The sequence below is a fragment of the Citrobacter sp. CRE-46 genome (assembly GCF_059615875.1).
On the sequence record NZ_CM184341.1, the window covers coordinates 978882 to 1000641 of the forward strand.

The following is a 21760-nucleotide window of genomic DNA, read 5'->3' on the forward strand; positions in this document are numbered from 1 at the left end:
CGGACTGATTCTTAAAAAGAGAAGATGCTGACTTGTTCAGCACGAAGTCTTGCCCTGTTCATGCCACGTATTGATACGTGGTTTGCAGTGAACAGGTGAATACGTTAATGATGAGGTTTGTGAATGCCCCGCAGCACCTGGTTCAGCGCATTACTGTTGTTCGTCGCCCTTTGGGTTCCCGTAAGTCAGGCAGATACCGGTTGGCAGCCTTTAGCTGAAACCATCCGTAAAAGCGATAAAGATACCCGCCAGTATCAGGCCGTGCGCCTTGATAACGGCATGGTCGTGTTGCTGGTATCCGATCCGCAGGCCGTGAAATCCCTTTCTGCACTGGTGGTGCCTGTTGGCTCGCTGGAAGATCCGGACGATCATCAGGGGCTGGCGCATTATCTCGAACACATGTGTCTGATGGGCTCGAAAAAATACCCGCAGCCCGACAGCCTGGCTGAATTCCTGAAAATGCATGGCGGCAGCCACAACGCCAGCACAGCGCCTTACCGTACGGCTTTTTATCTTGAAGTCGAAAACGACGCGCTGGTGGGGGCAGTGGATAGACTGGCGGACGCGATCGCCGATCCGTTGCTGGATAAAAAATATGCCGATCGCGAGCGTAACGCGGTGAACTCCGAGCTGACGTTGGCGCGTACCCGGGATGGGATGCGTATGGCGCAGGTCAGCGCTGAGACGATCAACCCGGCGCACCCTGGCTCGCGTTTCTCCGGCGGAAATCTGGAGACATTAAGCGATAAACCGGGTAACCCGGTGGTGCTGGCATTACAAAAATTTCATGAAAAGTACTACTCCGCGAACCTGATGAAGGCGGTGATTTATAGTAATAAACCACTGCCAGAGTTGGCGCGGATAGCCGCTGATACTTTTGGCCGCGTACCGAACAGAAATATCGAAAAACCGGAAATCACCGTACCGGTTGTCACCGACGCGCAGAAAGGCATCATCATCCACTATGTGCCGGCGATGCCGCGTAAAGTCCTGCGCGTCGAGTTTCGTATCGATAACAACAGCGCAAAGTTCCGCAGTAAAACTGATGAACTGATAACCTACCTGATTGGCAATCGTAGTCCTGGTACGCTGTCCGACTGGCTGCAAAAACAGGGGCTGGTGGAGGGCATTCGCGCCGATTCCGATCCGGTGGTTAATGGCAACAGCGGGGTATTAGCCATTTCTGCGACGTTAACCGACAAAGGGTTGGCGAACCGCGATGAAGTTGTTGCGGCCATCTTTAGCTATCTCAATCTGTTACGTGAGAAAGGCGTCGATAAACGCTACTTTAACGAACTGGCGCACGTGCTGGATCTCGATTTCCGTTATCCTTCAATCACTCGTGATATGGACTACGTGGAATGGCTGGCTGATACCATGATCCGCGTTCCCGTCGAGCATACGTTGGATGCGGTGAATATTGCCGACCAATATGATGCGCAAGCCATTGCGCAACGTCTGGCAATGATGACGCCGCAGAATGCGCGTATCTGGTATATCAGCGCGAAAGAACCGCATAATAAAACCGCTTATTTTGTCGATGCGCCTTATCAGGTGGACAAAATCAGCGACAAAACCTTTGCTGACTGGCAGCAAAAAGCACAGGGCATTGCGCTGTCTTTGCCAGAGCTGAACCCCTACATTCCGGATGATTTCACGCTGATCAAAGCGGATAAAAAATACGCTCACCCGGAACTGATCGTCGATGAGCCGGATTTGCGCGTGGTGTATGCGCCGGGCCAGTATTTTGCCAGCGAGCCGAAGGCTGATGTCAGCGTGATCCTGCGTAACCCGAAAGCGATGGATAGCGCGCGCAACCAGGTATTATTCGCCCTGAACGATTACCTGGCGGGAATCGCGCTCGATCAGTTAAGCAACCAGGCATTGGTGGGGGGAATAGGTTTTTCGACCAACGCAAACAATGGTCTGATGCTTAACGCTAACGGCTACACTCAACGTCTGCCGCAGCTTTTTCAGGCGTTATTGAGCGGTTATTTCAGCTACACCTCAACCGATGAACAACTGGCACAGGCGAAATCCTGGTACGCCCAGATGATGGACTCTGCGGAAAAAGGTAAAGCCTACGATCAGGCGATTATGCCGGTGCAAATGCTGTCTCAGGTGCCCTATTTCTCACGCGATGAACGTCGCGCGCTATTGCCATCCATTACGTTGCAAGAGGTGATGTCCTACCGCGATGCGTTAAAAGCGGGGGCGCGGCCTGAGTTCCTGGTGGTGGGTAATATGAGCAAAGCTCAGGCTACAACCATGGCGCAGGATATTCAGAAACAGCTTGGCGCGAAGGGTTCGCAGTGGTGCCGGAACAAAGAAGTGGTCGTGGACAAGAAGCAGTCCGTCATCTTTGAGAAAGCGGGCAGCAGCACGGATTCTGCGCTGGCGGCGGTATTTGTGCCAACTGGCTATGACGAATACAGCAGTTCAGCCTACAGCGCCATGTTAGGGCAAATTGTTCAGCCGTGGTTCTACAATCAACTGCGTACTGAAGAGCAGTTAGGCTATGCCGTATTTGCTTTCCCGATGAGCGTTGGGCGTCAGTGGGGGATGGGGTTCCTGTTACAAAGCAGTGATAAGCAACCGTCTTACCTCTGGGAGCGTTATAAAGCATTTTTCCCGACGGCGGAAGCGAAGCTGCGGGCAATGAAACCTGAAGAGTTTGCACAAATTCAGCAGGCGATCATTGCGCAAATGCTACAGGCGCCGCAAACGCTGGGGGAAGAAGCCTCACAGTTAAGCAAAGATTTTGATCGCGGCAATATGCGCTTCGATTCACGTGATAAAATAGTGGCTCAGATTAAACTGCTGACGCCGCAAAAACTTGCCGACTTCTTCCATCAGGCGGTGGTTGAGCCGCAAGGCATGGCGATACTGTCACAGGTTTCCGGCAGTCAGAACGGGAAAGCAGAATACGTGCGCCCGGAAGGCTGGAAAGTGTGGCAGACCGTCAGCGCGTTGCAGCAAACCTTACCCCTGATGAGTGACAAGAATGAATGATGCCGCTGAGTCCCTTGATCCACTGCGCTTGCCCCTGACGGGCGAGCGCCTGATTGAAGCCTCTGCGGGCACCGGTAAAACTTTTACTATCGCCGCCCTGTATTTACGTTTACTGCTTGGACTGGGCGGCTCTGCCGCCTTTCCACGTCCTCTGACCGTTGAAGAACTGTTAGTGGTCACCTTTACCGAGGCGGCCACAGAGGAACTGCGTGGCCGAATTCGTAGCAACATTCATGAGCTGCGCATTGCCTGCCTGCGCGAAACCACCGACAACCCGCTATATGCCCGTTTGTTAGACGAAATAGCCGATAAAAAACAGGCTGCCCAGTGGCTGCTATTGGCTGAAAGACAGATGGATGAAGCGGCGGTGTTTACCATTCATGGTTTTTGTCAGCGCATGCTGACCCTCAACGCCTTTGAGTCAGGCATGCTGTTTGAACAGCAACTGATTGAAGACGAATCACTGCTGCGTTATCAGGCGTGCGCGGACTTCTGGCGGCGGCATTGCTATCCGTTGTCCCGCGACATTGCGCAGGTCATTTTTGAAACGTGGAAAGGTCCTCAGGCGCTATTGAGGGATATCGATCGCTATCTGCAGGGCGAAGCGCCGGTGATCAAGGCTCCCCCGTCCGCTGACGAAACGCTGGCCTCCCGACACGAACAAATTCTCGCCCGCATTAACCGGATTAAGCAGCAATGGCGCGGCTCTGTTGATGAGCTGGATGGGCTGCTGGAAGCCTCCGGGATCGATCGACGTAAATTCAATCGCGGTAACCAGAGCAAGTGGATCGAAAAGATCAGCGCATGGGCACAGGAAGAAACCCAGAGTTACCAGCTTCCTGACGCGCTGGAGAAATTCTCACAGCGTTTTCTGCAAGAGCGCACCAAAGCGGGGGGCGTAACGCCTCAGCACCCGCTTTTCGTCGCCATTGATGAACTACTTAGCGAACCGTTAACTCTCCGCGATCTGGTGATCACCCGGGCGCTGGCGGAGATCCGTACCGCTGTTGCTGAGGAGAAGCGTCGACGCGGCGAGCTTGGCTTTGACGATATGCTCAGCCGTCTGGATGCGGCGTTGCGCAGTGACAGCGGCGATGCGCTGGCGGTGGCTATCCGTACCCGTTTCCCGGTCGCGATGATCGATGAATTTCAGGATACCGATCCGCAGCAGTACCGCATATTCCGCCGGATCTGGCAGCATCAGCCAGAGACCGCGCTGCTGTTGATTGGCGATCCCAAACAGGCTATTTATGCGTTTCGCGGCGCGGATATTTTCACCTATATGAAGGCGCGCAGCGAAGTCAGCGCACACTATACGCTCGATACCAACTGGCGTTCTGCCCCCGGCATGGTCAATAGCGTGAATACGCTTTTCAGCCAGATGGACGACGCCTTTATGTTCCGCGAAATCCCCTTTAGCCCGGTAAAATTTGCAGAGAAAAACCAGTCGCTGCGGTTTGTTTTACACGGTGAAACGCAGCCCGCAATGAGTATGTGGCTGATGGAAGGGGAAAGTTGTGGCGTAGGCGACTACCAGAACTACATGGCGCAGGTGTGCGCGACGCAAATTCGCGACTGGCTGAAGGCCGGACACTCTGGTGATGCGCAACTGGTCAGCGGTAAAGCATCCAGGCCGGTACGCGCCTCAGACATCAGCGTACTGGTTCGTAGCCGCCAGGAGGCGGCGCTGGTCCGCGATGCCCTGACGCAACTGGCGATTCCCTCCGTCTACCTTTCCAACCGTGACAGCGTATTTGAAACGCTGGAAGCGCAGGAATTGCTGTGGATGCTGCAAGCGGTGATGACGCCGGAACGTGAAAACACACTGCGTAGCGCGCTGGCGACCTCAATGATGGGGCTGAATGCGCAGGATATTGAAGCATTAAATAACGATGAGAATGCCTGGGATGCGGTAGTTGAAGAATTCGACGGCTATCGTCAAATCTGGCATAAACGCGGCGTCATGCCGATGCTGCGTGCGCTGATGACAAACCGCCAGATTGCGGAAAACCTGCTGGCGACGGCAGGGGGCGAACGCCGTCTGACCGATATTTTACATATCAGCGAACTGCTCCAGGAGGCGGGATCGCAACTGGAAAGCGAGCATGCGCTGGTGCGCTGGTTGTCCCAGCATATTCTTGAACCGGACAGCAATGCGTCCAGCCAGCAGCTCAGACTGGAAAGCGACAAGCACCTGGTACAAATCGTGACTATTCATAAATCGAAAGGGCTGGAATACCCGCTGGTCTGGCTGCCGTTTATCACGAATTTCCGCGTCCAGGATCAGGCGTTCTACCACGATCGCAGCTCCTTTGAAGCGGTACTGGACCTCAGTGACGCCAGGGAGAGCGTTGAGCTGGCAGAGGCTGAACGCCTGGCGGAAGACCTGCGTTTGCTCTACGTTGCGCTAACCCGTTCGGTATGGCACTGCAGCCTCGGTGTTGCGCCGTTGGTACGTCGTCGGGGCGATAAAAAAGGGGATACCGATGTGCATCAGAGCGCCCTTGGTCGTCTGTTGCAAAAAGGTGAGCCAATGGATGCCGTGGGACTGCGTGGCGCGATTGACGCACTGGGTTGCGACGATATTGCCTGCCTGACGCCAGGTCAACCTGACGGTGAGCGCTGGCAGGTTGCGCAGCCGGTCAGCGCCACATTGAGTGCGAGAACATTGCAACGCACCCCCGGCGATGGCTGGCGCGTGACCAGTTATTCCGGCCTGCAACAGCGCGGACATGGAATCGCGCAGGATCTGATCCCGCGCCTGGATGTTGATGCCGCAGGCGTTGGCGAGGTCATTGCGGAGTCAGGACTCACCCCGCATCAATTTCCGCGCGGCGCCTCGCCGGGCACGTTTTTGCATAGCCTGTTTGAGGACCTTGATTTTACCCAACCGGTAGATCCGCATTGGGTCGAGGAAAAACTGGCCTTGGGCGGTTATGACGCGCATTGGACGCCGGTTTTGACCGCATGGCTGGACGCCATTTTGCAGGCGCCTCTTAACGAGACGGGCGTCAGTTTGAGCCAACTTTCCGCCCGTGAAAAACAGGTGGAGATGGAGTTTTATCTGCCGATTTCGCAGCCGCTGATGGCCAGCCGACTTGATGCGTTGATCCGTAAATACGATCCGCTCTCAGCGGGCTGCTCTGCGTTGGATTTTATGCAGGTACGCGGCATGCTAAAAGGGTTTATTGACCTGGTGTTTCGTCATCAGGGGCGTTATTACCTGCTTGATTACAAATCTAACTGGCTGGGTGAAGACAGCGCAGCCTACACGCAGCAGGCGATGGCCTCAGCCATGCAGGCGCATCGCTACGACCTGCAATATCAACTTTATACCCTGGCGCTGCATCGCTACTTACGCCATCGCATTGCTGATTATGACTATGAACGCCATTTTGGCGGCGTTATCTATCTTTTCCTGCGCGGCGTTGATGGCGAGGATCCGCAGCAGGGAATTTACGCCACCCGACCAGACGGAGAATTGATCGCTTTGATGGATGAGATGTTTGCCGGTGCGGAGCTGGAGGAGATGTCATGACAATCCAGAAACGATTACTGGAAGCCGTTGAGCAAAAACAGCTCCGGCCTCTGGATGCCCAGTTTGCGCTGGCATTGGCCGGAAATGGTAATCCTGCGGTTGCGCTGGCTGCGGCATTGCTCAGCCGCGAAGCGGGAGAAGGGCACGTCTGCTTACCGCTTTCGCGATTATCCTTACGCGAAGATGCTCATCCTTTGTTAAGCGCCTGGCTTGCTGAGATGGGCGAGCCTGAAGACTGGGCGGAATGTTTGCTGGCCTCCGGGGCAGTAAGCCGTGGCGAGCAACCGACCCCGCTGGTGCTGTACGGCGATCGTCTGTATCTGAACCGCATGTGGCATAACGAACGCGCGGTGGCGCGTTTTTTCAGTGAAGTTAACCATGCCATTGAGGTGGATGAACAACGGCTGACTGACACGCTGGAGGCGCTGTTTCCATCATCGGAAGGCGTTAACTGGCAAAAGGTGGCCGCTGCTGTGGCGCTGACCCGCCGTATATCAGTGATCTCCGGCGGGCCGGGCACCGGAAAAACGACAACGGTCGCGAGACTTTTGGCGGCGTTGATCCAGATGGCGGACGGTGAACGCTGCCGTATTCGTCTGGCGGCGCCAACGGGAAAAGCGGCTGCGCGTCTGACCGCCTCGCTGGGAGCGGCGTTGCGAGAACTGCCGCTTACCGATGAGCAAAAGAAACGCATTCCCGATGATGCCAGTACGCTGCATCGGTTATTAGGCGCTCAGCCCGGCAGCCAGCGCTTGCGTCATCACGCGGGGAATCCGCTGCATGTGGATGTGCTGGTGGTGGATGAAGCCTCGATGATTGATTTGCCGATGATGTCGCGCCTTATCGATGCCCTGCCGCCGCACGGGAGGGTGATTTTTCTCGGCGATCGTGACCAGCTCGCCTCCGTCGAGGCGGGGGCGGTGCTCGGGGATATCTGTGCTTTTGTCAGCGAAGGATTTACCCCGGAACGCGCCCGGCAGCTTAGTCGCCTGACCGGTAGCGCTATTCCGGCGGGAACGGGTACTCAGGCGGCGGCGTTGCGTGACAGCTTGTGTCTGCTGCAAAAAAGCTACCGTTTCGGCAGTGATTCCGGGATCGGTCAATTGGCTGCTGCGATTAATCGCGGTGACAAAGCTGCGGTAAAAACAGTTTTCCAGCAGGGATTCAGCGATATCGAAAAACGCACGTTACGCAGCAGTGAAGATTACGCCGCGATGCTGGATGAGGCGCTGGCAGGTTATGGGCACTACCTGGATTTACTGCATGAGGGCGCCGCGCCGGATGCCATCATTCAGGCCTTCAATGAGTATCAACTGCTATGCGCTTTGCGGGAAGGCCCGTTTGGCGTAGGCGGTTTGAATGAGCGCATTGAGCAGGTGATGGCGCAAAAACGTAAAATTCACCGTTCGACGCACAGTCGTTGGTATGAGGGAAGACCGGTGATGATTTCGCGCAATGACAGTTCGCTGGGGTTATTTAACGGTGATATTGGCATTGCCCTCGATCGCGGACAAGGGCTGAGGGTGTGGTTTGCGTTGCCGGACGGTTCGATTAAGTCGGTGCAACCCAGCCGCTTGCCTGAGCATGAAACCACCTGGGCGATGACGGTGCACAAATCGCAGGGCTCTGAGTTTGACCATGCGGCGTTGATTTTACCCAGCCAGCATTCCCCCGTGGTTACCCGCGAGCTGGTCTATACCGCCGTAACCCGCGCGCGCCGCCGTCTGTCGCTGTATGCCGATGAACGAATATTGGGCGGGGCAATTGTTATGCGTACCGAACGCCGCAGCGGGCTATCAGTATTATTTAATGACGGCATGATGTAGCTGCCGGCCGGATGAGGCTGTTATGCCGCATCCGGCAACCACGCCTAGGCCAAATCAGCCATCAGCACTTTTGATCGCCGCTGATAGTTGTACATCTCTTTCTTGCTTTCCGGCAGCAGGTCGATATCCACCGGCGTGAAGCCGCGCTCCTGGAACCAGTGGATGCTGCGGGTGGTCAGTACGAACAGCTTACTCAGCCCCATTTGCCGGGCCTGCGCGGCGATCCGCTCCAGCAATACTTCCCCACGTGACGAACTACGGTAATCCGGGTGTACCGCCACGCAGGCCATTTCGCCAATCCTCTCTTCCGGGAAAGGATACAGTGCGGCGCAGGCGATGGTCAGGTTATCGCGCTGAATAATGGTGAATTTGTCGATCTCCATTTCCAGTTGCTCGCGCGAGCGGCGGACCAGAATGCCTTGTTGTTCCAGCGGACGGATCAGCTCCAGAATGCCGCCGATATCGTTAATGGTGGCGCGGCGAATTTGCTCCGCGCTTTCCATCACGATTTGCGTACCGATGCCATCGCGGGAGAACAGTTCCTGCAGCAACGCGCCATCTTCCTGATAGCTGATCAGGTGGCAGCGGCGTACGCCACTGCGACAGGCTTTCACCGCACCACGCAGGAAGCGCACCGTACCTGAGCTGTAGTCACCTTTCTCTTCCTGTGACTCGACGCGCGCCTGGGCTTCGTTAGGGAACAATTCGGAAATAATATCGCCATCATCGTTGGTGACCCCCTGGGAGGAGCAAAAGCCAATCATTTTCTCCGCCTTCAGTTTGATAGCCAACTGCGTGGCGACCTCTTCTGACGTCAGATTAAAGCTCTCACCGGTAACGGAAACGGCGACTGGCCCCATCAGGACTATCGCGCCACTGTCCAGTTGACGGTGAATGGCCTCTTCATCAATACGACGAATACGCCCGCTATGGCAGTAGTCCACGCCGTCATCAACGCCCAGCGGCTGGGAGATAATAAAATTACCGCTGACCACATTGATATGCGCACCCTGCAATGGCGTATTATTCAGGCTCATCGACAGGCGGGCGGTAATATCAAGCTGGAGCAACCCAGCAGCCTGTTTGACCAGCTCCAGGGTTTTAGCGTCGGTGACGCGCGTATTCTTGTGGTACACCGGCTCATAATGATGCGCCGCAAGATTGGCATCAATCTGCGGTCGTGCGCCATAGACCACGACAAGGCGGATGCCGAGGCTATGAAGAAGCCCAATGTCATTGACGATACTGGAAAAGTTTTCATGCTCGATGGCTTCGCCGCCCAGCATAATGACAAACGTTTTTCCCCGATGGGTATTGATATAGGGAACAGAATGGCGGAATCCCTGTACCAGTTCGGTTCTACGCTCCTTCACCACGGCACACCCTCATTGCATGATTATTCGTAATTTGTGTATTTTTATTCTGTTTTGGTGCTGTGCGCAAGCGTAATTTTTACTCATGCCGAAGATTTTTTTCAGTAATGCCGTGAATATAAAAAGAATGTTTACCCTTTTATAGATGACAGATTATGCGTCATTCGTTAAAGTTTCCGGTCAATTCGGACGTTTTACGTATTACTTCAATAAAGATTTCTTTTGCTCGGGAGAAGCATGTCGGGATCCAATTCAGCAATCAGTCGCCGTCGTTTACTGCAAGGTGCGGGTGCTATGTGGCTTTTGAGCGTCAGCCAGGTTGGTCTGGCTGCCGTGAGTCAGGTCGTTGCCGTTCGTATCTGGCCTGCGTCCAGTTATACCCGCGTCACGGTGGAATCCAACCGTTTGCTGAAATACAAACAGTTTGCCCTGAGTAATCCTGAGCGTGTGGTTGTCGATATTGAAGGCGTTAATTTGAACTCGGTGCTTAAGGGCATCGGCGCGCAGATTCGTCCTGACGATCCCTATATTAAGTCGGCGAGAGTCGGGCAATTTGACCCGCAGACCGTGCGGATGGTGTTCGAGCTGAAACAGAATGTGAAGCCGCAACTCTTTGCCCTGGCCCCCGTCGCCGGTTTTAAAGAGCGTCTGGTCATGGATCTTTATCCTGCCAATGCGCAGGATGTTCAGGATCCGCTGCTGGCGTTGCTTGAAGATTACAACAAGGGCGATCTGGATAAACAGGTGCCGCCTGCGCAAAGTGGTCCGCAGCCGGGTAAAGCGGGGCGCGATCGTCCGATTGTCATTATGCTGGATCCCGGGCACGGTGGAGAAGACTCCGGTGCGGTGGGGAAATATAAGACGCGTGAAAAAGATGTGGTACTGCAAATTGCCCGTCGCCTGCGAGCCCTTATTGAAAAAGAGGGCAACATGAAGGTCTTTATGACGCGTAATGAAGATATATTCATTCCGCTAAAAGTGCGTGTGGCGAAAGCGCAGAAACAGCGTGCAGACCTGTTTGTCTCTATTCACGCCGATGCCTTTACCAGCCGGCAACCCAGCGGCTCATCGGTGTTTGCGCTCTCGACTAAAGGGGCGACCAGTACCGCGGCAAAATATCTGGCCCAAACCCAGAACGCCTCGGATCTCATCGGTGGCGTCAGCAAAAGCGGTGACCGTTATGTCGACCACACCATGTTCGATATGGTGCAATCGCTGACCATCGCTGACAGCCTGAAGTTTGGCAAAGCGGTGCTGAATAAGCTTGGTAAAATCAACAACCTGCATAAGAATCAGGTTGAGCAAGCCGGGTTCGCGGTGCTGAAAGCGCCGGATATTCCCTCCATCCTCGTGGAAACGGCATTTATCAGTAACGTCGAAGAAGAGCGTAAGCTGAAGACGGCGACCTTCCAGCAGGAAGTGGCGGAGTCGATTCTGGCAGGGATTAAAGCTTACTTTGCCGATGGTGCGACGCTGGCGAGAAGGGGATAACAAAAAAGCGCTGAAAAGCGCTTTTTTTTACGAACGACAGATACAAAAAAACACCCGTTAAGGTGCTTAATGTGTTGGTTGCGGGGGCCGGATTTGAACCGACGACCTTCGGGTTATGAGCCCGACGAGCTACCAGGCTGCTCCACCCCGCGTCCGTCTTTTTGCTTCGTATTTCAAACCACATCTGCGTTGGCTTTCCTCGTTCACCTCAGTCACTTACTGGAGTAAGCTCTAAAGGATTCACTGCGTCGCCGCCTGGCTGTGATTCGAACTACTTTGCAAAAATATTGCAGCAAATATAATTGGTTGCGGGGGCCGGATTTGAACCGACGACCTTCGGGTTATGAGCCCGACGAGCTACCAGGCTGCTCCACCCCGCGTCCGTCTTTTGCTTCGTATTTCAAACCACATCTGCGTTAGCTTTCCTCGTTCACCTCAGTCACTTACTGGAGTAAGCTCCTAAGGATTCACTGCGTCGCCGCCTTGCTGTGATTCGAACTACTTTGCAAAAATACTGCTTCTGATTTTAATTGGTTGCGGGGGCCAGATTTGAACTGACGACCTTCGGGTTATGAGCCCGACGAGCTACCAGGCTGCTCCACCCCGCGTCCGTGGATGCGCACTATACTCTGCTCGCATTTTCATGCAACCCTTTTTTCACCTTGATCACGTTTTAAGGGTGAAAATGAACAAAAACAACGTATTCTGGATTATTTTTTGCGCAAAATTTGCGTTCGGGTATGCATACGCATTTCATTAGGTACGGGGGTTTGTTATCTTCGTCTCGCATTCAGGCAACATAAGACGAGAACAATGAAAGGACGTTGGGCAAAATATCTTCTGGCGGGAGCAGTCGTTGCGATGCTCGCCGCGTGTTCCTCAAAACCCACCGATCGTGGGCAGCAGTATAAAGACGGGAAATTTACCCAGCCTTTCTCACTGGTGAACCAGCCTGATGCGGTTGGCGCGCCAATCAATGCCGGTGATTTCGCCGAGCAGGTTAATCAAATTCGCAGCGCTTCGCCGCGTTTGTACGGTAACCAGAGCAACGTCTACAACGCTATCCAGCAATGGTTACGTGCGGGCGGTGATACGCGCAGCATGCGTCAGTTTGGTATTGACGCGTGGCAAATGGAAGGGGCGGACAACTACGGTAACGTCCAGTTTACGGGTTATTACACGCCGGTTATTCAGGCGCGCCACACGCGTCAGGGCGAGTTCCAGTATCCTATTTATCGCATGCCGCCAAAACGCGGACGTTTACCCTCTCGTGCCGAGATCTACGCAGGCGCGCTAAGCGATAATTATATTCTGGCGTACAGCAACTCCCTGATGGACAACTTTATTATGGATGTTCAGGGCAGTGGCTATATCGATTTTGGCGACGGCAGCCCGCTAAACTTCTTTAGCTATGCCGGGAAAAACGGCCATGCCTATCGCAGTATCGGTAAGGTGTTGATTGATCGTGGCGAAGTGAAAAAAGAAGATATGTCGATGCAGGCCATTCGCCACTGGGGAGAGACGCACAGCGAGGCCGAAGTGCGTGAGCTGCTGGAGCAGAACCCATCGTTTGTCTTCTTTAAGCCGCAATCTTTTGCGCCGGTGAAAGGGGCCAGCGCGGTACCGCTGATTGGTCGCGCATCCGTGGCTTCTGACCGCAGTATCATTCCTGCGGGCACCACGTTACTGGCGGAAGTCCCCTTGCTGGACAATAACGGTAAGTTCACCGGTCAATATGAACTGCGCCTGATGGTGGCGCTGGATGTGGGCGGTGCGATTAAAGGCCAGCACTTTGATATCTATCAGGGCATTGGCGCTGACGCCGGACATCGTGCCGGGTGGTATAATCACTACGGTCGCGTATGGGTGCTGAAAACAGCGGCCAACGCGGGTAACGTATTTAGCGGTTAATTGCCGGATGGCGCTTCGCTTATCCGGCCTACATTACTGAGTAGGCCTGATAAGGCGTAGCCGCCATCAGGCAGTGATGCAGTCATCAAGGGCGGTATTTGTCCGCTCTTTTTGTTTTCTATATTTGAGGTTCTATGTCTGTGGTTATCAGTGACGCCTGGCGTCAGCGTTTTGGCGGCACGGCGCGGCTGTATGGCGAAAATGCGCTGCAGTTATTTGCCGGCGCGCATGTTTGCGTGGTCGGGATTGGCGGTGTGGGATCGTGGGCGGCGGAAGCGCTGGCGCGTACCGGCATTGGCGCGATTACGCTCATCGATATGGATGATGTTTGCGTCACCAATACTAACCGTCAGATCCATGCGCTGCGCGATAACGTTGGTTTAGCAAAAGCTGAGGTGATGGCGGAACGTATCCGCCAGATTAACCCGGAGTGCCTGGTGAACGTGGTCGATGATTTTGTTACGCCAGATAACGTTGCGGAGTATATGAATGCGGGTTATTCGTATGTCATCGATGCGATTGACAGCGTGCGCCCGAAAGCGGCGCTCATTGCGTACTGTCGGCGTAATAAGATTCCGCTGGTAACCACCGGCGGTGCGGGCGGGCAGATCGATCCGACGCAGATTCAGGTGGTTGATCTGGCAAAAACCATTCAGGATCCGCTGGCGGCCAAGCTGCGTGAGCGACTGAAGAGTGATTTTGGCGTGGTGAAAAACAGTAAAGGCAAGCTGGGCGTGGACTGCGTGTTCTCGACCGAGGCGCTGGTTTACCCGCAGGCAGATGGCTCGGTGTGTGCCATGAAGGCGACGGCGGAAGGGCCAAAACGTATGGATTGCGCCTCAGGGTTTGGCGCCGCCACCATGGTGACGGCTACCTTTGGCTTTGTAGCCGTTTCCCATGCGCTGAAGAAGATGATGGCGAAAGCGGCGCGCCAGAGTTGATTGTGTCGGATAGCGTTATGCTTATCCGACCTACAGTTCGTGCGGTGTTATAGGCCGGATAAGACGCATCAGCCGTCGTCATCCGGCTTGCCGGGCAGCCTCAAGAATCGCCTCGTTCAACGCATGCAGGCCCTGGCTTCGCGAGGCGCTGAGTTGCGCGCTTAACCCTAACTCGTCAAATAGCGCCATGGGTGAATGCGCCCGTAACTCGGCTGCGGTTTTACCTTCAACGGCGGTGAGCAATACCGCCAACAGCCCGCGCACAATGCGGCCTTCGCTGTCGCCGAAGAAATGCAGGGTGCCGTTCTCGTGCAGGGTATATCCCAGCCAGACGCGGTTTTCACATCCCGCAATCTCTTTTGCCTGCGCCCTTAGCGCCTCCGGCAGTGCCGGAAGCTGCTTACCCAGCAGAATTAGCTGACGATATTTATCCTCCCACTGGCTGAGCGGGGCAAACGTAGTACGCAACGTCTCTTCCGTTACGGTTGTGCCAAACGGGTGTCCGGCGAATAAAGGGCTTGTCATTAATCCACCAATATTTCCAGCGCGCGGTCAACGGCTGCGACCAACGCATCCACATCACTTTGCGTATTATAGGGCGCAAAAGAGGCGCGTAGGGTCCCGGATACGCCCAGCTCCGCCAGCAGTGGTTGTGCGCAGTGTTGCCCTGCGCGCAGCGCAATGCCATATTCGGCCAGCAGCGTCACCATATCACTGTGATGAACGCCAGCGAAATCAAAGGCTAACAGACTGGAGTCCTGACAACGGAAGGAACGAAAACCGGGACGTTTCGCCAGGGCGTCTTCTGCCAGCGTCGCCAGACCCCGGCTCCAGTTTTCGGCCTGCGCAACATCAATGTCTACCAGCCATTCGAGCGCCGCGCTTAGCCCGATGACGCCAGCTACGTTAGGCGTACCGGCCTCCAGCTTCCAGGGGGCCGCCTGGGTGGTGAAACCGTCAAAGCTGACTTCGCTAATCATCTTGCCGCCGCCGAGCCATGGTGACATGGCCTCCAGTAATTCTGGCTTACCATACAGTACGCCAATACCGGTAGGGCCATACAACTTGTGGCCCGAGAAGGCATAGAAATCAATATCTAACTGCTGCACGTTAGCGGGAAAATGCACAATTCCCTGCGCGCCATCAACCATCACCACCATGCCAGCCGCATGGGCGAGCGTAATGGCGCGGGCTAAATCCGGGCAACCGCCGGTGACGTTCGACATCTGCCCCAGCGCCAGAATGCGACTGCGCGGAGTGATGAGCTCAACCAGACGCTCGACGTCCGGTAGAAAATGGGCGTTGAGCGGGAGTTTGACTACCTTAGCGCCCGTTTGCTCAGCCACCATCAGCCACGGAACGAGATTGGCATGATGTTCCGCCACGCTGACGATAATCTCATCGCCCGGCCGTAAGCGCGGACGCGCATAGCTTTGGGCAACCATGTTGACAGCTTCCGTTGTGCCACGGGTCCAGACTATCGTTTTGTCATCCGGGGCGTTGATCAGGCGCGCGGCCTTTTCCCGTGCGGCCTCATAGCGCGCGGTCAGGCGTTGCGCTTCGGCAAACTGGCTGCGATGCACGTTCCCGGCGCTCAGGCTATAAAATTGCTGGGTCGCCTCAATCACGGATTGCGGCTTCAGTGCAGTAGCAGCGCTGTCGAGGTAGACGCCGGCATCGTTGAGTGCGGGAAATTGCGCGCGAAACTGCGCGGGATTAAATGCGTTCATGGTCATCCTCAGTTCAATAAACCGATCGTCGCGCAAAACAGGCGCTGACACAAGGGTTGTGCTAACCATCGGAATACTCTGGATATCCTGGCAAAGTCCTCACAGTGTCTTATGCTAAATAGCGTTAGGCGAGCAATTTTGCCTGTTACGGAGTGTGTTTTTAATAGCATAAATCGCTTTAAGGAGAAGAAGATGAAAAAGACTGCCGCAATTATCTCTGCCTGTATGCTGACTTTTGCCCTGAGCGCCTGTTCTGGATCGAATTACGTGATGCACACCAACGATGGTCGATCAATCGTATCTGATGGCAAGCCACAGACCGACAATGAAACGGGAATGATTTCGTATAAAGACGCTAACGGCAACAAACAGCAGATCAACCGTACCGATGTGAAAGAGATGGTAGAACTGGATAACTAACCGGTCGCCATTGACATAAAGTCGGACAAAAAAAAAGCACCGCAATTTGGCGGTGCTACATTAATCACTATGGACAGACAGGGTAAATGTACAGGAAGTGAAAAAGGGTAGCTTTGCTACCATGGTCTGAATCGCAGACCAATTGCAAACACAACAACACAACATCACAACCGTAAGCCAAAAGCCCACCAGAACACGCATTCCGATAAAACTTTTCGTTCCGGCTTCAGGAAGTGCCGCCACTATAGGTATTTGCTGGTAGAACCTCAACGGACAATTTATAATGGCTCAGATAAAAAAAACTAATAGGTTACATCCTGTTAGATAATTGTTAAATTCATTTAACATCAAAGCCTAAAAGTCATGTCAAAACGATTACCACCCCTAAATGCATTGCGTGTTTTTGATGCCGCAGCGCGCCATTTGAGCTTTACCCGCGCAGCGGAAGAGCTTTTTGTGACGCAGGCCGCAGTAAGTCATCAAATCAAGTCACTTGAGGATTTTCTGGGGCTGAAGCTGTTTCGTCGACGCAATCGATCTCTGCTGTTAACAGAAGAGGGTCAAAGCTATTTCCTCGACATCAAAGAGATTTTTTCGCAATTAACTGACGCGACGCGTAAACTTCAGGCACGCAGTGCAAAAGGTGCGCTTACCGTTAGTTTATTGCCCAGTTTCGCGATCCAATGGCTGGTGCCCAGACTCTCTAGCTTTAACTCAGCTTATCCGGGAATCGATGTCAGGATCCAGGCGGTGGACCGTCAGGAAGACAAACTGGCAGACGATGTTGATGTGGCGATTTTCTACGGACGCGGCAACTGGCCGGGTCTGCGCGTTGAAAAATTGTACGCAGAATATTTATTGCCGGTCTGCTCGCCGCTGTTACTTACTGGTGATAAGCCCCTGAAGACGCCGGATGACCTGGCAAAACATACATTGTTGCACGATGCGTCGCGGCGTGACTGGCAAGCCTATACGCGCCAGCTTGGCCTGAATCATATCAACGTACAGCAAGGACCTATCTTCAGCCATAGCGCCATGGTGCTACAGGCTGCTATCCATGGACAGGGGATTGCGCTGGCGAATAACGTTATGGCGCAGTCCGAAATTGAAGCCGGACGTCTGGTCTGTCCGTTTAACGATGTTCTGGTCAGCAAAAACGCGTTTTATCTGGTTTGTCATGACAGTCAGGCAGAACTGGGTAAAATAGCCGCCTTCCGTCAGTGGATACTGGCGAAAGCGGCCTCGGAACAAGAAAAATTCCGCTTTCGTTATGAACAATAAATTACGTAGGGTATTAACATGACCAGCCGTTTTATGCTGATTTTTGCCGCCGTAAGTGGTTTTATCTTTGTGGCGTTGGGCGCCTTTGGAGCACATGTTCTGAGTAAAACCCTGGGTGTCGTAGAAATGGGTTGGATCCAGACTGGCCTTGAGTATCAGGCGTTTCATACGCTGGCTATCTTCGGCCTGGCCGTCGCCATGCAGCGACGCATTAGCATTTGGTTTTACTGGAGTAGCGTGTTTCTGGCATTAGGAACGGTGCTGTTTAGCGGTAGCCTGTATTGCCTCGCGCTCTCCCATTTACGCCTGTGGGCGTTTGTTACCCCCGTCGGTGGTTTCAGCTTCCTTGTGGGCTGGGCGCTGATGTTAGTGGGCGCTATTCGATTGAAACGTAAGGGCGTTAGCCATGAATAAGGTTGTATTGTTGTGTCGCCCGGGTTTTGAAAAAGAGTGCGCCGCAGAAATTACGGATAAAGCAGGACGTCGGGAAATCTTCGGTTTCGCCCGTGTAAAAGACAATGCGGGCTATGTGATCTTCGAATGCTATCAGCAGGACGATGCCGAAAAGTTAGTGAAAGAGCTGCCGTTTAGCTCGTTGATTTTTGCCCGTCAAATGTTTGTGGTGGGCGAACTGCTGCAATATTTACCGCCGGAAGACCGTATTACGCCAATTGTCGGCATGTTGCAGGGCGTGGTGGAAAAAGGCGGCGATCTGCGAGTCGAAGTCGCCGACACCAATGAAAGCAAAGAGCTGGTTAAGTTCTGCCGTAAATTTACCGTACCGCTGCGCGCGGCGCTGCGCGAAGCGGGCGTACTGGCAAAATATGAAACGCCGAAACGTCCGGTGGTTCATGTTTTCTTTATCGCCCCTGGCTGTTGTTATACCGGTTATTCCTGGCCTGACAATAACTCCCCGTTCTACATGGGTATTCCGCGCCTGAAGTTCCCGGCCGATGCGCCGAGCCGCTCAACGCTGAAGCTGGAAGAGGCGCTGCATGTGTTCATTCCAGAAGATGAGTGGGACGAGCGTCTGGCCAATGGCATGTATGCCGTGGATTTAGGCGCGTGTCCGGGCGGTTGGACCTATCAACTGGTTAAACGCAACATGTGGGTTTATTCCGTGGATAATGGTCCGATGGCGCAAAGCCTGATGGATACAGGGCAGGTCACCTGGCTGCGCGAAGACGGATTTAAGTATCGCCCGAATCGTAACAACATCTCGTGGATGGTGTGCGACATGGTGGAGAAACCGGCGAAGGTTGCCGCGCTGATGGCGCAGTGGCTGGTCAACGGCTGGTGTCGCGAGACGATCTTCAACCTCAAGCTGCCGATGAAAAAACGTTATGAAGAGGTATCGCAGAATCTGGCCTATATCCAGGCACAGCTTGATGAGCATGGCGTCAATGCCCAGATGCAGGCGCGTCAGTTGTATCATGATCGGGAAGAAGTGACCGTACACGTGCGTCGTCTGTGGGCGGCCGTCGGCGGTCGCCGGGACGAGCGATAACGCTAAACATAGACCGGATGGCGGCGTAAACGTCTTATCCGGTCTATGTTGTTTCAATCAGCTGCGTATCTGACACGATATGCGTCACACCATCCAGACACCCAATCCGGACCTCCCCGGAACGATTAAACTTACTTTTATCGATCAGCAATAAAGATTGCGATGCGCGCTTAAGCAGAATGGATTTGAAGTCTGCGTTGGTGGCATTGGAGTCCCAGAGCGTGCCGTCGCTGTCGATCCCTTCGCAGGAAAAAATAAACAGATCGATATCGAGGGATTTTAGCTGCGAGATGAGCGCGGAATTAACATAACAGCCGTATTTACGTTCAAGGCGGCCGCCAGAGCTGATGAGCTGAATGTGTTCGCGTTTTGTCAATTCCTGGCAAATGGGTTGGCTGTTAGTAAAAACCTGAATGTCGATGTCCGGTAGCTGACGCGCCAGATACCAGCAGGTTGAGCTGGCGTCTAAGGCGATCACCATTCCTTCTTCAATCCATGCCAGCGCTTCCCGCGCAATATCCGCTTTGTGCGCATAGTGGCTTTTGAGTCGAATATGAAACGGGTCGCCACTGTCCTGATTTTTCCGGTGAATGGCCTTGGCCCGTCCGTGATTGCGTAGCACTTTGCCCTGGGTTTGTAATTCACTGAGATCGCGGCGGATGGTCTCTTTGCTGACGTTAAGCTGCAATGACAGGGCTTCGGTTGTCAGGCTTTTGTGGTGGGTAAGCAGATCTACGATGGCCTGCTGGCGCGCCGCTTTCATGTTCTGATCCTCATTTTATGCAGAATGCCCGTACCAGACGGGCATGCTGACCAGAGATTATGGCGTTACCCCTTTTTTTAAAAGAATATTCCCGTACTTTGCCCGTTCTCCTGTGATAACGATCGCAAACGCCTTTTGCGCGCGTTCGTAAAAGGCATAACGGTCAATACGCGTGATGTCTGGGCAGGGGGTCTGTAAGGAAAGCGCCTGGCGATAGCGAGCCTCGACGTCAGGATCGAGAGCGTCGCCTTCTACTGCCGCCATCATCACCAGCGGCGGGGCGTAGCTGTCCAGTTCAAAAAGCGGAATAATCGCCTGCAGCAGATCGCTGACCAGCAGACCGTCGGCGCGAATCACCTGCGGTCCCATGCTGTGAGCCGGAAAATGGGCATCGGAAAAGATAATCTCATCGCCGTGACCCATTTCAGCCAGCACCTTCAGCAGGTCGGGAGAAATTAAGGGTGATATCGTTTTGAGCATGTTACTCGACTCCTGTCAGTTCAGATTCGGTTTGCGGATAGAAGTAACGGTACTGGTAGCTCACCTGGGCACGAGCCTGTTCCGGGGTGGTAAATTCACCCATACCTGACCAGGCAAACATTGCGGCGCCTGCCACGGTGGTTTCGGCGTCATCCAGCACTTTGACAGGGATCCCGAGAACGTTAGCTTTAATCTGGTTCCACAATGCGTTACGGCTGCCCCCGCCAACCAATAACAATTCAGAGGCCTGGAAATGACCGATTTTTTCCAGCGTGTGCAAATTCTGCTGCAACTGTTCTGTCAGTCCTTCCAGCGCGGCGCGATAAAAATGCCCGCGGGTGGTATTGAGCGTAACCCCTTGCCAGCCCGCATTCTGAGAGGCCAGCAGGTTGCAGTGCATCTTGACGCCTTCTGCGCCAGCAGGAATGGACCGGGCTTCGTCAATCAGCGTCTGCCAGGGCGTTTCGGCAGTCCAAAACAGCTTACGCACCCATTCGAGTACGCCGGAGGCCAGCCACTGCATGCCGGGATTGTACAGTCCGGCCTGGCTGTCTAATTCACAAGTGGAACCCGCATAACGGCTGAGCAGAGAGGTGTTCACCTGCGCACTGCGCACCATCAGAATTTCCCATGTACCGGAAGAGAGCACCGGTTCGTCTGGCTGAGCCCCCGCGCCAAACAGCGCAAACTGCGTGTCGTGCCCGGCAGATATCACCGGAATACCCACTGGAAGCCCGAGCAGGACGGCGGCCTCGTGTTGCAGTGCCCCAATCTGTTCGCCCGCTTCCACTAGGCGTGGAAACAGCCGGCGCGGTATGCCGGTAGCCTGCAAAATGTCATCACTGAAATCGCGCTGCTGGATGTTCAGCATCTGGCTGGTGCCCGCCATAGTGATATCTGTGGTGAACTCGCCGGTTAAACGGTGGTTGATAAGCGACGAAATAAACAGCCAGGCGTGTGCCTGTTCGAGCAGTTGTGGATGGTTTTCTTTCAGCCACACCAGTTTATACAGCGTATTGAAGCTGAACGCGCCGACGCCGGAGATTTCCTGCAGTTGCTGCGGCGACAGGTAGCGATGGATATTTTCCATCACTGCTGCGGTGCGCGGGCATTTCCAACTGATTACCGGATATAACTGTTTGCCGTGTTGATCGACCAGCGTACCGTCTACGCCGAAGGTGGTGACGGCGATCCCACAGATACGGCAATTGGCCAGTTGCGTAGAGAGCCGCTGACAGCAGTCGGCGAAACGTTGCAAAATGGCCTCCAGCGACCACTGATGCCAGGCACTGTTTTCTGCGGCAATATCACTGGCGTTGGGCGTTGAGGCGCGGGCGATAATTTTTCCCTGCCGGTCAACGGCAATGGCCCGCACGTTGGTTGCGCCACAATCGAGTACCAGGATAACGTCTTGTTTCATAACAACTCCTGAAACGCTACCGGATGGCGCTGCGCTTATCCGGCCTAAGGTTCACTCGTCTGTAGGC

Annotated in this window: 16 protein-coding genes and 3 tRNA genes; 10 read left to right on the forward strand and 9 right to left on the reverse strand. The window is 54.3% G+C overall.

Annotated features, from left to right (window positions below):
* Window positions 1-123 precede the first annotated feature (123 nt).
* The 3 genes from ptrA to recD are packed head-to-tail and all read left to right on the forward strand — an operon-like array spanning window position 124 to window position 8376.
* On the forward strand, window positions 124-3012 hold the full coding sequence (gene ptrA / locus AC534G_RS04735; protein ID WP_199981029.1) for a pitrilysin: 2889 nt from the start codon (window positions 124-126) through the stop codon (window positions 3010-3012).
* The gene (recB, locus tag AC534G_RS04740; RefSeq protein ID WP_110496964.1) at window positions 3005-6550 is read left to right on the forward strand and encodes an exodeoxyribonuclease V subunit beta; all 3546 of its coding nucleotides are present in this window, start codon (window positions 3005-3007) and stop codon (window positions 6548-6550) included. Before ptrA ends, recB begins: the two co-directional genes overlap by 8 nt.
* Window positions 6547-8376, forward strand: coding sequence for an exodeoxyribonuclease V subunit alpha (gene recD / locus AC534G_RS04745; RefSeq protein WP_496594507.1), 1830 nt, complete (start codon window positions 6547-6549; stop codon window positions 8374-8376). The genes recB and recD overlap by 4 nt, the downstream gene beginning before the upstream one ends.
* Window positions 8377-8420: 44 nt before the next feature.
* Here the strand turns inward: recD and argA are convergent, their stop codons facing one another.
* Window positions 8421-9752, reverse strand: a complete 1332-nt coding sequence (argA, locus tag AC534G_RS04750; RefSeq protein ID WP_038633289.1) for an amino-acid N-acetyltransferase — start codon at window positions 9750-9752, stop codon at window positions 8421-8423.
* Window positions 9753-9986: 234 nt separating this feature from the next.
* Here argA and amiC point away from each other — a divergent pair, with 234 nt between their 5' ends.
* Window positions 9987-11240 (forward strand): N-acetylmuramoyl-L-alanine amidase AmiC, encoded by a 1254-nt coding sequence (gene amiC / locus AC534G_RS04755; RefSeq protein ID WP_042310761.1) that lies wholly within the window; start codon window positions 9987-9989, stop codon window positions 11238-11240.
* A 75-nt stretch (window positions 11241-11315) separates the two neighbouring features.
* Here amiC and AC534G_RS04760 read toward each other — a convergent pair.
* From AC534G_RS04760 to AC534G_RS04770, 3 genes are all read right to left on the reverse strand, one after another.
* Window positions 11316-11392: transfer RNA gene (locus AC534G_RS04760), tRNA-Met, on the reverse strand.
* 151 nt (window positions 11393-11543) lie between these two features.
* Window positions 11544-11620, reverse strand: a tRNA-Met gene (locus tag AC534G_RS04765).
* Between the two features lie 151 nt (window positions 11621-11771).
* A tRNA-Met gene (locus tag AC534G_RS04770) sits at window positions 11772-11848 on the reverse strand.
* 205 nt (window positions 11849-12053) lie between these two features.
* On the opposite strand from AC534G_RS04770, the gene mltA reads away from it, so the two are divergent.
* Both mltA and tcdA read left to right on the forward strand, forming a co-directional pair.
* Window positions 12054-13151, forward strand: a complete 1098-nt coding sequence (gene mltA, locus AC534G_RS04775; RefSeq protein ID WP_042310759.1) for a murein transglycosylase A — start codon at window positions 12054-12056, stop codon at window positions 13149-13151.
* Window positions 13152-13285: 134 nt separating this feature from the next.
* Window positions 13286-14092: a tRNA cyclic N6-threonylcarbamoyladenosine(37) synthase TcdA gene (gene tcdA / locus AC534G_RS04780; protein ID WP_110496968.1), complete on the forward strand. Its 807-nt coding sequence runs from the start codon at window positions 13286-13288 to the stop codon at window positions 14090-14092.
* Between the two features lie 78 nt (window positions 14093-14170).
* Here tcdA and csdE read toward each other — a convergent pair whose 3' ends face one another.
* Window positions 14171-14617, reverse strand: a complete 447-nt coding sequence (csdE, locus tag AC534G_RS04785; RefSeq protein WP_069324527.1) for a cysteine desulfurase sulfur acceptor subunit CsdE — start codon at window positions 14615-14617, stop codon at window positions 14171-14173.
* Window positions 14617-15822, reverse strand: coding sequence for a cysteine desulfurase CsdA (gene csdA, locus AC534G_RS04790; RefSeq protein WP_110498790.1), 1206 nt, complete (start codon window positions 15820-15822; stop codon window positions 14617-14619). The genes csdE and csdA overlap by 1 nt, the downstream gene beginning before the upstream one ends.
* A gap of 192 nt (window positions 15823-16014) precedes the next feature.
* Here csdA and AC534G_RS04795 point away from each other — a divergent pair, with 192 nt between their 5' ends.
* The 4 genes from AC534G_RS04795 (at window position 16015) to rlmM (ending at window position 19030) form a co-directional block, all read left to right on the forward strand.
* A complete protein-coding gene (locus tag AC534G_RS04795; protein WP_016154261.1) occupies window positions 16015-16242 on the forward strand; it encodes a YgdI/YgdR family lipoprotein in 228 nt (75 codons plus the stop codon).
* Window positions 16243-16605: 363 nt separating this feature from the next.
* Window positions 16606-17523, forward strand: coding sequence for a glycine cleavage system transcriptional regulator GcvA (gene gcvA, locus AC534G_RS04800; protein ID WP_038633269.1), 918 nt, complete (start codon window positions 16606-16608; stop codon window positions 17521-17523).
* Window positions 17524-17541: 18 nt separating this feature from the next.
* Window positions 17542-17937 (forward strand): DUF423 domain-containing protein, encoded by a 396-nt coding sequence (locus AC534G_RS04805; protein WP_003034037.1) that lies wholly within the window; start codon window positions 17542-17544, stop codon window positions 17935-17937.
* Window positions 17930-19030 carry a 23S rRNA (cytidine(2498)-2'-O)-methyltransferase RlmM gene (rlmM, locus tag AC534G_RS04810; protein ID WP_038633266.1) on the forward strand — a complete coding sequence of 367 codons (1101 nt, stop codon included), beginning with the start codon at window positions 17930-17932 and terminating at the stop codon, window positions 19028-19030. The genes AC534G_RS04805 and rlmM overlap by 8 nt, the downstream gene beginning before the upstream one ends.
* Window positions 19031-19073: 43 nt before the next feature.
* Here rlmM and fucR read toward each other — a convergent pair whose 3' ends face one another.
* Genes fucR through fucK form a run of 3 tightly spaced genes read right to left on the reverse strand, consistent with a single transcriptional unit; the run spans window position 19074 to window position 21693 of the window.
* On the reverse strand, window positions 19074-19793 hold the full coding sequence (gene fucR / locus AC534G_RS04815; protein ID WP_110496970.1) for an L-fucose operon activator: 720 nt from the start codon (window positions 19791-19793) through the stop codon (window positions 19074-19076).
* Window positions 19794-19850: 57 nt separating this feature from the next.
* Window positions 19851-20273: an L-fucose mutarotase gene (gene fucU, locus AC534G_RS04820; RefSeq protein ID WP_006686989.1), complete on the reverse strand. Its 423-nt coding sequence runs from the start codon at window positions 20271-20273 to the stop codon at window positions 19851-19853.
* Between the two features lies 1 nt (window position 20274).
* Entirely contained in the window at window positions 20275-21693 is a 1419-nt protein-coding gene (gene fucK, locus AC534G_RS04825) for an L-fuculokinase (RefSeq protein WP_110496972.1), read from the reverse strand.
* Between the last annotated feature and the right edge of the window lie 67 nt (window positions 21694-21760).